Origin of the sequence: Microbacterium sp. Kw_RZR3, assembly GCF_029222405.1 — a bacterium.
Classification (GTDB): domain Bacteria; phylum Actinomycetota; class Actinomycetes; order Actinomycetales; family Microbacteriaceae; genus Microbacterium.
This window is the reverse complement of record NZ_JARHXC010000240.1, coordinates 1-13,405: the sequence shown is the minus strand read 5'-3', so window position 1 is coordinate 13,405 and position 13,405 is coordinate 1. Positions and strand designations below refer to the sequence as shown.

The following is a 13,405-nucleotide window of genomic DNA, read 5'->3' as shown; positions in this document are numbered from 1 at the left end:
CCGTCGGCCCCGTGATTCCGCGGTCGGGGCGTTTGCTGCGAGCCGATGTCGGAGGGTCGACGTACCGTGTCTGCATGCGGATCCTGCACACCTCCGACTGGCACATCGGGCGCTCCTTCCACGGGCATTCGACTCTCGATGCGCTCTCCGGCGTGCTCGACGCCCTCGTCGCGCAGGTGCGCGAGCACGAGGTCGACCTCGTCATCGTCGCAGGCGACGTCTTCGACTCCGCCACACCCGCCGCGGCCTGCTATCCGCTGCTCTCGCGCACGCTCGGGGCGCTCGCCGATGCCGGTGCCCGCGTCGTGGTCACCAGCGGCAACCACGATTCCGCGGCTCGGCTGGGGTTCCAGTCCGCTCTCCTGCGTCCCGAGATCTCGGTCGTGACCGACCCGCTCTCGGTCGGCGTTCCGGTGACGGTGCACGACGAGCACGGTCCCGTCCACGTCTACGGCATCCCGTATCTCGAACCGGCGATCGTGCGCCACGCGTGGGAGGGGGTCGAGCTGCGAAGCCAGGCCCAGACGATGCAGCACGCCCTCGACCTCGTGCGTGCCGATCTCGCCGAGCGGGGCGGGCGATCGGTGGTCGCGGCACACTGCTTCGCCGCGGGCGTCGAATCCACGCCGGGGGTCGAGCGAGAGATCCGTCAGGGCGGGCTCGACGTCGTTCCGCTCCCCGCGTTCGACGGGCCCGACTACGTCGCCCTCGGCCACATCCACGGCCGTCAGCAGCTCTCCGATCACGTGCGCTACGCGGGCGCGCCGCTGCACTACAGCTTCGGCGAAGCGGGGAAGCCGCGGGGGTCGTGGCTCGTCGAGCTCGACGCCGAGGGACTCTCGTCCGTGAGCTGGATCGGCCTGCCCGTGCCGCGCCCGCTGGTGACGCTCCGCGGGCCGCTCGACGACCTGCTGACCGATCCCGCCTTCGACGGGAACGACGAGCACTGGGTGCGCGCCGAATACACCGACAGCACACCGCAGCCCGACCCGATGCGGCGCTTGCAGGCACGGTTCCCCTGGTGCGCCACCGTGGTCCATGCGCCGGCGGCGACGCGGCCCGACGAGGGGATCGGGTACGCCCAGCGGGTGCGCGCAGCGCGTGACGACGCCGAGGTCATCGACGCGTTCCTCGTCCACGTCCGCGAGGGCGAGGGCGCGTCCGAGGCGGAGCGTGAGCTCATCCGCGAGGTTCTCGACGCGCGCGCGCTGTCGGAGGCCCGGTCATGAAGCTTCACCGCCTCGAGCTCGAGGGGTTCGGCCCCTTCCTCGACACGCAAGTCGTCGACTTCGACGCCTTCGCCGACGACGGCATCTTCCTCATCACCGGGCGCACCGGTGCCGGGAAGTCGAGTGTGCTCGACGGTGTCTGTTACGCGCTGTACGGCGGTGTGCCGCGCTACGACGGCGCCGAGCGCCGCTTGCGCAGCGACCATTGCACGCCCGACGACCCCACCCGAGTGACGCTGGAGTTCAGCGCCGAGGGCGAGCGCTGGCGGGTGACGCGGTCGCCGGAGTTCGAGCGGCCCAAGCGTCGGGGCGGTGGCACGACGAAAGAGCCGCACCGCGCACTGCTCGAGGTACGCACCACCGAGGGATGGGAGGGGGTCGCCGCGCGTCCGGTCGATGTCGGCACTCGGCTCGACGAGATCCTCGGCCTCAGCCAGCAGCAGTTCCTGCAGGTGATCCTCCTGGCGCAGAACCGCTTCGCGCGGTTCCTCCTCGCCAAGAACGACGAACGGCTCAGCCTGCTGCGCACCCTCTTCGGAACGCGGTCCTTCGAGGACTACGCCGCGCAGCTCGACGAGAGGCGCAAGCGCTCTCAGGAGCGCCTCGCCGCCGAGGGGGTCGAGGTCTCGACCCTTCTCGACGAGGCGGAGCGCCTCGCGGGCGAGCTCGAGGCCGATCTCGCGGTGTCGCCGGGTCCGCTCTCGGCGGGCGACGAGCGAGCGGGTGAGGAGCCCGGTGGGAGCGAGGCGACGATTCCGGAGGCCCTCGCTCACCCGCCCGCCCCGCCGCCGCCCGTTGGGCCGCCTTCGGTGAGCGAGCGCTTGGCGCACGTCGTCCGGGCCGTCGAACGAGCCGACTACCGCGTCGAGACGCGTGAGCGTGAGCGCGATGCCGCCGACCTGCTGCTCGACAGTGCTCTCGCGGCCGAGCGCGAGGCGCGCACCCTGCGCGATCGCCAGCTCGACCGACTTCGGGTCCGCGAGCAGCTCGCGGCGCTCGAGGCCGAGACGGAGCGCGTCGCCGCGGCTCGTGCCGAGGCGGAGGCCGCCGGCGAGGCCGAAGCCCTGCGCGCAGCCCTCGACGCCGAGAAGCGGACGACGGCTGACCTCGCGGCGGCAGAAGAACGTCTCGCGACGGCGGTCGCTCGGGCGGAGGCCGTCGGTGAAGAGTCGGGCCTCGATGCGGATGCCCTCACGCGTCGCGATGACGAGCTCACAGGGTTGCTGGCCCGCGGGGAGGCGGCACTCGCCGCCGAGACCGCCCTGGCCGAGGCCGACGGCGATCGGGTCCGCGCCGCGACCCGGATCGCGAGCCTCGAGACCGAGCGGGACACCCTCGTGGAGGGGCGCGCCGACGTTCCGGGGCTCCTGAAGGCGCTCGACGATCGGCTCGCCGAGCTGGCGGGGGCGACAGCTCATCGCGAGGCCGCGGAGTCGCGGTGCGCCGAGACGCGGTCTCGCCTCGACGCGGCGCGAGAAGCCGAACGACTGCTCGCTCATCGGGAGCAGGCCGACATGGCGGCGTTGGTGCGCGGGGAGGACATGCGTAACGCGACGGACACGTGGACGGCGCTGTTACGCCGCCGCCTCGCCGGCGCCGCCGCCGAGCTCGCCCACGAGCTGGTCGACGGAGAGCCGTGCGCGGTGTGCGGTTCGCGCGAGCACCCGCACCCCGCGACCGGCGACGACGTCCCGGTCACCGACGAGCAGCTGGCCGCGGCAGAGACGCGCAAGAACACCGCGATCGAAGAAGACCGTCTCGCGTCCGACGCGGCCCGGATCGCCCGGGACGACTATGCCCTGGCCGCGGCTCGGGCCGGTGGAGAGAGCGTGGAAGCCCTGTCCTCCCGCCTCGAGGACGCGGAGCAGGCGCTCATCACGGCGCGGTCCGACGAAGCCGAGTACGCGCGCGTGCAAGCCGAGCGGACCCGTGCGACCGATCTCGATGCCGCGATCGCCGGCCGCCTCGACAAGCTCGCCGCCGACCTCGCTGCCGTTCGTCAAGAGGCGGCTCTGGCGATCCAGAGGGCCGACTCGCTCCGCGATGAGGTCGAGGCCGCGCGCGGCGCGTTCCCCACGGTCGTGGCGCGTCAGGCCGACCTGACCGCTCGCCGCACCGCCGTGCGAGCGCTGACGACCGTCCGCGCCGAGGTCGCGACCGCGACAGCGGCCCATCGGGAGGCCGCCGAGGCTCTGCGCCGCCTCGTGGCCGAAAGTCCGTTCGACACCGTCGACGCCGTCATGGCCGCCCTCCGTCCGGCTCCGGAACGGCGCCGACTCGACGAGACGATCGCCGCGCACGATGCCGCCGTCGCGTCCGCCCGCCAGCGGCTGCTCGACCTGGAGCTGCTCCTCGTCGACGCCGCTGACGAACCCGTCGACATCGCCCCGCTCAGCGCGGCGGTCGCCGCCGCCCGCGAAGACGTGCAGCGGGCCGCCGCCGCACACGCCTCGGCTCTGGCACTCGCCGACCGCCTGCGCGGTCTCGCCCACCGCGCCGACGCGGGGCACTCGGCGGTCGCGACGCTGGCCGACGAACACGCTGTCGTCGCGCGTCTCGCCGACACCCTCGCGGGGCGCGCGCCCAACACCCGGCGGATGACGCTCGAGACGTTCGTGCTCGCCGCCGAGCTCGAAGAGATCGTGGTGGCCGCGAACCTCCGCCTCGAGCAGATGTCGTCCGGGCGCTACCGCCTTCAGCACACCGACGCGCTCGCGGCTCGAGGAGCTGCCAGCGGTCTCGGTCTCGAGGTGATGGACGCGTTCACCGGCCAGTGCCGACCCCCGCAGTCGCTCTCCGGGGGAGAGACGTTCCTCACGTCGCTCTCCCTGGCCCTCGGCCTCGCCGAGGTCGTGACGGCGCGAGCGGGCGGCATCCGACTCGACACGCTGTTCATCGACGAGGGGTTCGGATCGCTCGACGACGAGACTCTCGACCTCGCGATGCGCACCCTTGACGAGCTCCGCCAGGGCGGGCGGACGGTCGGCGTCATCAGTCACGTGGCGTCGATGAAAGACCAACTGCCGGCGCAGCTGCGCGTCGTCGCCACACCGAGGGGGCCGAGCGTGATCACGCAGGATTCCGCGCTGCAGATCGCGTGAGAGCGTCTCCCTCGTCGTCCGCCTAGGCTGGAGACATGCGTAAGAGCACCCTGTGGACCGTCCTCGGTGTCGTCGCTGCCGTCATCATCGCGTGGATCATCGTGAACGTCGTGTTCTCGCTCATCACCTTCGTGTTCCGCGTCGTCGCTGTCGCGGTGGTGGCCGTCATCGTCTTCTTCGTCCTGCGCGCTGTGTTCGCTCGCCGCGACGTCGACTGACGCCGACACACCGAGAGAGCCCCGCCGGCGGCGCATCGTCGCTCTTCGTGCGGTTTACCCTCGACGCGAGCCCGCCACGCAACCCGGCGCGCGTCGCGATCCCGGTCTCCGTGCCGCCCGTTTCGCGCAAGCCCACCCGCGGTGTCCGACGTCAGGAGTAGCGTCGGCCTCGATGCCTGATCACGCACCCTCGTCGAACGCCGCTCATCCCCCCACACGCGACATCGTGCTGTCTCCGAAGCACCGGTGGCGCGCCTACTGGGTCGCGGTCTCGGTCGCCGCGCTCACCATCCTCGACCTCACGAAGGTCAACGTCGCTCTCCCGTCCATCGAGTCCGCCTTGAACGCGGGACCCACCGAGCTGCAGCTCGTCGTGTCGGGTTACATCCTCACGTTCGGCCTCGTGCTCGTGCCGGCGGGGCGTCTGGGTGATCTGCGCTCCCGGCGCGTGCTGTTCCTCGTCGGGCTGTCGCTCTTCCTCGTCACGAGCCTCGTCTGCGCGCTCGCCCCCAACACCACCGTGCTGCTCGTGGCACGCCTCCTGCAGGGCGTGGCGGCCGGCATCCAGATGCCCCAGGTGCTGGGTCTCGTGCAGCAGCTCTTTCAGGGCAAGGAGCGCGGTCGGGCGTTCGGGCTCTTCGGTGCGACCGTGGGCATCGCCACCGCGTTCGGGCCCACCCTCGGAGGGCTGCTGATCGCTCTCGGCGGCGATACCGACGGATGGCGATTGATCTTCTGGATCAACATCCCCCTTGTCGCGATCGTCATCGTTCTTGCCGCGTGGCTCCTGCCGAACACCCGGACCAAGTCGCGCCGTCGGCTCGACCTCGACCCCGTGGGCGTGCTTCTCTTCGCGCTCACGATCCTCGCGCTGATGTGGCCCTTCCTGTTCACCACGGGCTCGCCCGACGACGATCCCCGCCGGTGGTGGTTCCTCGTGGCATCCGTCGTCTTCGCCGCGATCTTCGTGTTCTGGGAGCGCCGCTACGCCGACCTCGGACGCACGCCGCTCATGCCGTTCTCGATCTTCTCGCTGTCGTCGTACCGCAACGGCGTGCTCATCTCGACCGCGTACTTCTCGGCCATTCCGGCGATGTTCCTGCTGGGCACGCTCTTCCTGCAGGGCGGGCTCGGACTCGAACCCGTGTTCGCCGGCATGGTCACGATCGGCTTTGCCGTCGCGTCGGCGTGGAGCTCGTGGATCGGCGGCAACCTCGTCACGCGCCTCGGCCGCCCGCTCGTCGTCTGGGGGATCGTCGGCATGGTCGCCACCGCCGGTGGTCTCGTCCTGGTTGCGCTGTTCACCCCGCCCGAGTGGACCCCGTGGGCGATGGCGGGAGTCATGGTGGTCGGCGGCTTTGCGGGCGGTCTCGTGATCTCGCCCAACCAGACGCTCATGCTGGCCGACATCCCGGTGTCGAGCGGCGGGGTGGCGGGGTCGGTCGGGCAGCTCGGCCAGCGCATCGGCACGGCGGTGGGCACGGCCATCGCCCTCGCGCTCTTCTACGCCACGATCTACCGCGAGCAGGCCGATGTCGACACCGTCGTGGTGTACCACGACGCCTACGCGTCGGGCATGATCACCGTCGGGATCTTCCTCGCGCTCGCCCTCCTCGTGGGCGTCGCTGACCTCGCGGGTCGGGCGCGCTCGGGCTCTCAGACCCCGTAGCGCTCGCGGAACTCCGCGCGCAGCTCGTGGCTGCACCGCTCAACGACGACGTCCCACAGTTCGGTCGCTCCGTCCTGCGCGCGGTCGGAGACGGCGCGCAGGATGCTGATCGGCACGTCGAACTGCTGGGCGACCCAGATGAGCGCGTACGTCTCCATGTCGACGAGACCGGCGCCGAGGCCTCGGATCAGCCGAACCGCGTCGGGGTCGTCGACGAAGTGGTCGCCGGTGGCGATGATCCGCCCCTCGTGGCCGGTGTCGACCCGGGTCGGCAGCGACACGTGCTCGCCGAACGTGCCGTCGAGCCCCTTCACGTCGTGCTGGATCGCCGCGGCGATGTCGTAGATTCCGCCCTCGATCTCGTCGTCGATCGCCCCGGCGGTGCCGACGACGACGATCTCGTCGTACTCGCCCTCGCAAAGCGCGCGCGTGAGCGCGTAGGCCGCGGGGATCTTCCCGACGCCGGTCAGCAGACGCCGGAAACCGGGGATGTCGTCCTCGAAGGCGACGAGTTCGGACGCGTGGGCGGCGACGAGAAGCTTCACCCTCTCATTGTCCCCGATGGTGCGGGCCCGCACGTCCCGGGCGCTCGGGCACGGAACGCCTCGGGGCGAGCGGAGGGCGTGGGATGAGCGGAGGATCGAGCCTCGGCATCCGCCCTCCCTCGGCCCCTGCTCCTCCGCTCGTCACAGAACGCGCGGCGCTGAGTGAGCGCCGTGGCCCCGAGCGCGACTCGGGGCCACGGGACGAGTCAGCTCTGCGCGGCCTCCGAGGCCTGCGACAGACGCGCGATCTCGTCGGCGCTGAGCTCGAGCGAGGTGCTGGCGAGCAGATCGGCGACCTGTTCGACCTTCGACGCGCTCGCGATGGGGGCGGCCACGGTGGGCTGAGCGCGCAGCCACGCGAGAGCGGTCGTGGCGATCGAGGCGCCGTGCGCCTGACCGATCTCGTCGAGGGCGTCGATCAGCGCGATGCCCGAGGGCGTCGCGAGCTTCGCGGCCCCCTCGGCGCGCGGCGAGTCGCCGGCGGCATCCGGAGTGCGGTACTTGCCCGTGAGGAAGCCGCTCGCGAGGGCGTAGTACGGCACGAGCGACATGCCGTACTGCTCGGCGACGGGGACGATGTCGCGCTCCACCTCGGTGCGGTGGACGAGGTTGTAGTGCGGCTGGATGGCGACGGGGAGGTCGAAGCCTCCGGCTTCGGCCAGCGATATCCACTCGCGGATGCGCTCGGCGGTGTAGTTCGACACGGCCACGTATCGCACGAGTCCGTCGGAGACGAGATCGGCGAAGCCCGCGACGGTCTCTTCGAGAGGCGTGTCGGCGTCGTCGAAGTGCGCGTAGTACAGGTCGATCGCGTCGACGCCGAGACGCGTCAGCGACGCTTCCGCGGCGGCGCGGACGTTCTTCGCGCTGAGCCCGCGGAATTCGGGGTGCTGGCTGACCTTCGTGGCCACGACGACGTTCTCGGGCTTGCGCGAAGCGAGCCACTCGCCGATGAGGGTCTCGCTCTCACCGCCCGAGTTGCCGGGCACCCAGGCGCTGTAGGCGTCTGCGGTGTCGATGAAGTTTCCGCCGCCCGCGTGGAAGGCGTCGAGCACGGCGAACGAGGTGTCGCGGTCGGCTGTCCATCCGAAGACGTTGCCGCCGAGCGAGAGGGGGACGATGTCGAGGTCGCTGCGTCCGATGCGCGTCATGAGAGCCCTTCCGTTGTGGTGTGGTACCTCAGGGTCAACGACGGGTCTCGGCTCGCATTCCCGCGACGCGCGCGTCGCATGTTCGTCCGCACTCCGCGCGGGGGAGTTTTGCCCGAACGCTGGGACGTGGTGACGTCGGCGTGGGTCAGGATCCCCCGGACAGGATGCCGATGAGCCCGCTGATCAAGAACCACAGGCCGATGCCGGCTCCGGCGATCCAGATCACGACCGTTCCGGCGGGGTACTTCTTCTTGCCGTTCGGGTCCTTGCCGTCGGCGTTCTCGCCACTGGGCCCGTTGGGCGCGGTCACGAACGCACCATCATGACGATCGAGGCGATGAGCACGGCGAGACCTCCGACGACGGCGATGGCGGCGATGATGGGCCCCCCGCCCGTGAGGAAGGCGACGACGCCGAGAGCGATGAAAAGGACACCGACGACGATGCCGACCACCTGGTACACGCGATATCGCGCCGTACCCTCTCGGACTTCCTGTTCGCTCACGACGACCCCCTCCCTCCAACCTAGCGAAAAGCTGGGTGTCTCCTGAGACAGTCAGTGCACGATCAGATCTCGATCCGAGGACGTTCTGCGCGGCGTAGCGTAAGCGCATGGCACGCCCCGATCCCGACCCCGTCCGCCCCGGCCAGGAGTCCGTCTGGGGCTATCCGCGGCCTCCCCGCGTCGAGCGCGTCCGGAAAAGGGCGCAGATCGACTTCGGCGGTGTCCGCATCGCCGACACCGACGACGTCGTCCGCGTGCTCGAGACGAGTCACCCGCCGGTGTACTACCTGCCGATCACCGCGTTCGGCGACGCGCTGACCCTCGGTGAGGGGGCGTCGTTCTGCGAGTTCAAGGGTGGCGCCCGCTACTTCGACGTCCACGGCGGCGGGGGAGCGGTGGCCCCGCGTGCGGCCTGGAACTATCCGAGCCCCATGCCGGGTTACGAGGTGCTTGCCGACCGTGTGGCGGTGTACGCCGGCCCGATGGATCGCGTGATCCTGGGCGGCGAGACCGTCGAGCCACAGCCGGGCGGCTTCTACGGGGGCTGGGTCACGAGCGACCTCGCCGGTCCCTTCAAGGGTGTGCCGGGGTCGATGGGCTGGTGAGTGCGCGGAACCCCGCGTGCCGGGCGGCCGCGTCAGCTGTGTGTCGCCTCGCCGAACGCCTCCGGGACGGCCGCGTGCAGGTCGGCCAACCAAACGCGAGCGTTTCCGTCCGATGGCGCGCGCCAATCTCCGCGCGGTGACAGTGAGCCCGCCGGCGACACCTTCGGTCCGTTGGGGATGGCCGTGCGCTTGAACTGCGCGAACCCGAAGAACCGCTGCAGGAAGACCTCGAGCCACCTTGCCACGGTGACGAGGTCGTACGAGGGTCTTTCATCCTCGGGGTAACCCGGCGGCCAGGCCCCGGCATCCGGATCCGACCAGGCGTGCGCGGCGAGGAAGGCGATCTTGGACGGGCGGAAGCCGAACCGCAGCACGTGATAGAGCGTGAAATCGTGCAGGTTGTAGGGGCCGATGCGGTCCTCGGTGGACTGCATACGCCCGTCTTGGCCGGCGGGCACGAGCTCGGGGCTGATCTCGGTGTCGAGCACCGCCTGCAGCACCTCGACGGTGTCGGCGCTGAGCTCGTCCGAGGCGATCACCCAACGGATGACGTGCTGGATGAGCGTCTTCGGCACGCCGGGGTTCACCGAATAGTGGCTCATCTGGTCGCCCACGCCGTAGGTCGACCATCCGAGCGCGATCTCGGACAGATCGCCCGTGCCGACGACGATGCCGCCGTTCTTGTTCGCGAGGCGGAAGAGATAGTCGGTGCGCAGCCCCGCCTGCACGTTCTCGAACGTCACGTCGTGCACCGGCTCGCCCGCCGCGAAGGGGTGACCCATGCGGACGAGCATCTCGGATGCCGCGGGCCGGATGTCGATCTCCTCGATCGACGCGCCGACGGCTTCGGCCAGAGCAATCGCGTTGCGCTTCGTTCTCTCGCTCGTGGCGAAGCCGGGCAGGGTGTACGTGAGGATGTCGCTGCGCGGACGGCCCATGCGATCCATGGCGCGCGCGATCACGAGCAGGGCGTGGGTGGAGTCGAGGCCTCCGCTCACCCCGAGGACCGGCTTCGGGTTGCCGATCGCCTGGAGGCGCTGAACCAGCCCCGACACCTGGATGTTGAACGCCTCGTAGCAGTCCTGCGCGAGACGGGCGGGGTCGTCGGGGACGAAGGGGAAGCGGTCGAGGGCGCGGCGCAGCCCGATGTCGCTCGCCGGCGGGGCGAGTTCGAACGGCACCGTGCGGAAGGACGGCGCCGTCGTTCGGCGGTTGTCGTCGAAGGTGCCCTGGCGGATCCGGTCTTGCCGCAGACGATCGAGATCGACATCGGCGACGCTGCGGCGCGGGCCGTCGGGGAAGCGCTCGGTCGTGTCGAGGAGCTGCCCGCCCTCGTAGATCATCGTCTGGCCGTCCCACGAGACGTCGTTCGTCGACTCGCCCTGACCAGCGGCCGCGTAGATGTAGGCCGCGAGGCATCGCATCGACTGCGACTGCGAGAGCAGGTTCCGGTCGTCGGCGCGCCCGATCGTGATCGGACTGCCCGACAGGTTCGCCAGCACGGTCGCACCGGCCAGGGCCGCACCCGATGACGGGGGGATCGGCACCCAGACGTCTTCGCAGACCTCGGCGTGCAGCGTGAGCCCGGGCACGTCGACGGCGTCGAACAGCAGGTCGGGACCGAAGGGCACGGTCTCGCCACCGATGAGGATGTGCTGACCCGCCTGGTCGTCGCCGCGCGCGTACCAGCGGTGCTCGTAGAACTCGCGGTAGGTCGGCAGGTGCGCCTTGGGCGCCACCCCGAGAACGCGCCCTCGATGGACGACGACGGCGCAGTTGTAGAGGCGGTTGCCGTGCCGGAGCGGAGCCCCCACGAGCAGCACGGGAAGAAGATCGACGGATGCCGCGACCAGACGCTCGATGCCGGCCTCGACCGCGTCCAGCAGGGGGTCCTGCATGACGAGATCATCGATCGCGTACCCCGTGAGGCACAGCTCGGGGAAGACGGCGATCGCGACGCCCTCCGCGTCGCACGCGCGGGCGGACTCGAGCACGGCGTCGACGTTGATCAGGGGGTCGGCGATCGCGACGGGAATCGTGCACGCGGCGACGCGCGCGAAGCCGTGCCGGTAGACGCTCTCGAACGGCAGGTCGGTGATCACCCCTCCAGTCTGGCAGGCCCCTCCGACACCGGGCAGTCGGATCGCGAACCGGGGTCGGCCTGTGGATGGCCACCCGGCGATGTCGGGGGTCCCGGTTAGCGTGGAGGCATGCGGTACATCGAGCGCGACGCGCGCATCGTCTGGAGCGCCAGCGACCTCAAGGCCGCGGCCGAGTGCGAGTTCGCGTGGCTGCGCGCCATCGACGCGAAGATCGGGCGCATCGCCGCAGTCGACGATCCCGAAGACGCGACTCTCGAGCGGGCCGCGCGCCTGGGCACCGCTCACGAGCTCCGCGTGCTCGACGACTACCGCGCGCTCTTCGGCGCCGCCGTTCGCGAGATCCCCGCGGCCCGCTCCTCTGACGCCGCAGCGCTCGCCGAGGCCGTGCGCCTGACCGACGAGGCGCTCGCCGACCCCGAGGCCGAGGTGGTCTACCAGGCCGCGTTCGCCACTGCCGAGTTCGTGGGGTTCGCCGACTTCCTCGTGCGCGAGAAAGAGGCACGCATCGATGGGTCCCGTCCCTGGATCGTGCAAGACACCAAGCTCGCCCGCCGGGCCCGCGTCACCGCGCTCATGCAGCTGGCGGCCTACGTCGACCAGCTCGACCGACTCGGCGTGCCGCGGTCGGGCGAGGTCCAGCTTCTCCTGGGTGACGGAACGACGAGCACGCATCGCGTCGACGATCTCCTGCCCGTCTTCGGTCTACGTCGCTCGCGGTTGCGCTCGCTGATCGCCGACCGCCGGGTCGACCTCCGGGTCGCGGGACCGGTGATCGCGTGGGGCGACGCGCGTGGCGACCTCGACGTCGTCGCGTGCGGGCGCTGCGCCACGTGCGAGATCGAGGTCATCGCTCATCGCGACCTGCTTCTCGTCGCAGGCATGCGGCCGGTGCAGCGCGATCGACTGCGGGCGGGCGGCATCCTGACGATCGACGATCTCGCGCGATCATCCGAGGCGCCCCCCTCGATGAGCGCCGACACCTTCGCGTCGCTGCGCACCCAAGCGCGGCTGCAGCTCGACAGCCCCGCCGGTGTGCCCTCCGACGACGCGCCCGCCCACGCCGTCCCCACCTTCGAGGTGGTGGCACCCAAGTCCCTCGGCGTGCTGCCCCGCCCCGACCACGGCGACCTGTTCTTCGACTTCGAGGGCGATCCGCTGTACACCGAGGGCGTCGGCGAGCACTGGGGGATCGACTACCTCTTCGGCTGGGTCGACACGAGAGAGACCTACGGCGCGATCTGGGCCCACACCTTCGCCGAGGAGCGTGTCGCCCTCGAGCGCTTCCTCGACATGGTGGCTCTGCGTCGCCAGCAGTACCCCGGCATGCACATCTACCACTACGCCCCGTACGAACCGACGCACCTTCTGACGATGGCCGCGCGTTACGGCGTGCGCGAGGCCGACGTCGACCGCCTCCTGCGCGACGGCGTCTTCGTCGACCTCTACCCGGTGGTGCGGCGTGCGCTCCGCGTCGGCTCCCGCTCGTACTCGATCAAGAAGCTCGAGCCGTTGTACATGGGCGACGAGGTCCGCACGAGCGACGTGCAACGCGGAGACGACTCGATCGTGAAGTACGTCGAGGCCCGGGCGCTCGCCGCCGACGGCGAAGCCGAGGCCGCTCAGCGCGTGCTCGACGATCTGGCCGACTACAACCGGTACGACTGCGTGTCGACCCGGCGACTGCGCGACTGGCTGGTCGACCGCGCACGCGAGGCCGGGGCCGTGCCCGCGCGCGGAGCAGAGCCCGACGAGCAGTCGTACGAGCCGTCGCCGCGCGCGACGGCCCTGCAGCGGTGGGCGGCGGATGCGCCCGAACCCGACGCCACCGCGCTCCGCCTCGCCGCCGCCGCGATCGACTACTACCCGCGCGAAGAGAAGACCTACTGGGCGATGCACTTCCTGCGCCTGCGCGAGCCGGTGTCGGTGTGGGAAGAGACGCGCGACGTCGTGGTCGTCGACGCCGCACGATCGCGGGTCGTGGCAGATTGGCACATCCCCGAGTCGGGGCGCGGCTCCGAGCGCCGCCTGGTTGAGCTGCGCGGCGAGCTCGTTCCCGGTACGCGCCTGAGTCCGGATGCCGAGCCCTTCGCCGTCTACGATCTGCCGGCGCCGTTCCCGCTCGAGACCCGTCCGCGGTGGATCCACGGCGCACGCCGGGTCACGGTGCGCGAGGTGCTCGACGACGGAGCGATCGTCGAGGAGATCGCCGCAGACGGCGTCACCTGGGACGAGCTGCCGCTCGCCCTCACTCCTCCCGCGCCGCCCCGCGCCGGTAACCAGC

The 13,405-nt window shown here is 70.9% G+C and carries 11 protein-coding genes; 6 read left to right on the top strand and 5 right to left on the bottom strand.

Annotated elements, in window-relative coordinates:
- The first annotated feature begins 74 nt into the window (after positions 1 to 74).
- The 4 genes from P2P98_RS13515 to P2P98_RS13500 all read left to right on the top strand — a co-directional run bounded on the left by P2P98_RS13515 (position 75) and on the right by P2P98_RS13500 (position 6,217).
- Positions 75 to 1,229 carry an exonuclease SbcCD subunit D gene (locus P2P98_RS13515; RefSeq protein WP_275800533.1) on the top strand — a complete coding sequence of 385 codons (1,155 nt, stop codon included), beginning with the start codon at positions 75 to 77 and terminating at the stop codon, positions 1,227 to 1,229.
- Positions 1,226 to 4,330, top strand: a complete 3,105-nt coding sequence (locus P2P98_RS13510; protein WP_275800532.1) for an SMC family ATPase — start codon at positions 1,226 to 1,228, stop codon at positions 4,328 to 4,330. Before P2P98_RS13515 ends, P2P98_RS13510 begins: the two co-directional genes overlap by 4 nt.
- Before the next feature lie 35 nt (positions 4,331 to 4,365).
- Complete coding sequence (locus tag P2P98_RS13505) at positions 4,366 to 4,548, top strand: hypothetical protein (RefSeq protein ID WP_275800531.1); 183 nt, start codon at positions 4,366 to 4,368, stop codon at positions 4,546 to 4,548.
- 172 nt (positions 4,549 to 4,720) lie between these two features.
- Positions 4,721 to 6,217, top strand: coding sequence for an MFS transporter (locus P2P98_RS13500; protein WP_241492276.1), 1,497 nt, complete (start codon positions 4,721 to 4,723; stop codon positions 6,215 to 6,217).
- On the opposite strand, the gene P2P98_RS13495 is transcribed toward P2P98_RS13500, so the two are convergent.
- The 4 genes from P2P98_RS13495 to P2P98_RS13480 all read right to left on the bottom strand — a co-directional run bounded on the left by P2P98_RS13495 (position 6,205) and on the right by P2P98_RS13480 (position 8,417).
- The gene (locus P2P98_RS13495) at positions 6,205 to 6,762 is read right to left on the bottom strand and encodes a nucleoside phosphorylase (RefSeq protein ID WP_275800530.1); all 558 of its coding nucleotides are present in this window, start codon (positions 6,760 to 6,762) and stop codon (positions 6,205 to 6,207) included. The two genes, P2P98_RS13500 and P2P98_RS13495, sit on opposite strands and share 13 nt — an antisense overlap.
- A 206-nt stretch (positions 6,763 to 6,968) precedes the next feature.
- Complete coding sequence (locus P2P98_RS13490) at positions 6,969 to 7,913, bottom strand: aldo/keto reductase (RefSeq protein ID WP_275800529.1); 945 nt, start codon at positions 7,911 to 7,913, stop codon at positions 6,969 to 6,971.
- 145 nt (positions 7,914 to 8,058) lie between these two features.
- The gene (locus P2P98_RS13485; protein WP_193751326.1) at positions 8,059 to 8,223 is read right to left on the bottom strand and encodes a hypothetical protein; all 165 of its coding nucleotides are present in this window, start codon (positions 8,221 to 8,223) and stop codon (positions 8,059 to 8,061) included.
- Positions 8,220 to 8,417, bottom strand: a complete 198-nt coding sequence (locus P2P98_RS13480) for a hypothetical protein (RefSeq protein WP_275800528.1) — start codon at positions 8,415 to 8,417, stop codon at positions 8,220 to 8,222. Before P2P98_RS13480 ends, P2P98_RS13485 begins: the two co-directional genes overlap by 4 nt.
- 107 nt (positions 8,418 to 8,524) lie before the next feature.
- Here P2P98_RS13480 and P2P98_RS13475 point away from each other — a divergent pair, with 107 nt between their 5' ends.
- Positions 8,525 to 9,022 (top strand): DUF427 domain-containing protein, encoded by a 498-nt coding sequence (locus tag P2P98_RS13475; RefSeq protein WP_275800526.1) that lies wholly within the window; start codon positions 8,525 to 8,527, stop codon positions 9,020 to 9,022.
- 32 nt (positions 9,023 to 9,054) lie between these two features.
- On the opposite strand, the gene P2P98_RS13470 is transcribed toward P2P98_RS13475, so the two are convergent.
- Positions 9,055 to 11,124, bottom strand: coding sequence for an NAD(+) synthase (locus tag P2P98_RS13470; RefSeq protein WP_275800525.1), 2,070 nt, complete (start codon positions 11,122 to 11,124; stop codon positions 9,055 to 9,057).
- A gap of 108 nt (positions 11,125 to 11,232) precedes the next feature.
- Between P2P98_RS13470 and P2P98_RS13465 the strand changes: the two genes are divergently transcribed.
- Positions 11,233 to 13,405: TM0106 family RecB-like putative nuclease (locus tag P2P98_RS13465; protein ID WP_275800523.1), on the top strand; the 2,173-nt coding region annotated here is incomplete at its 3' end.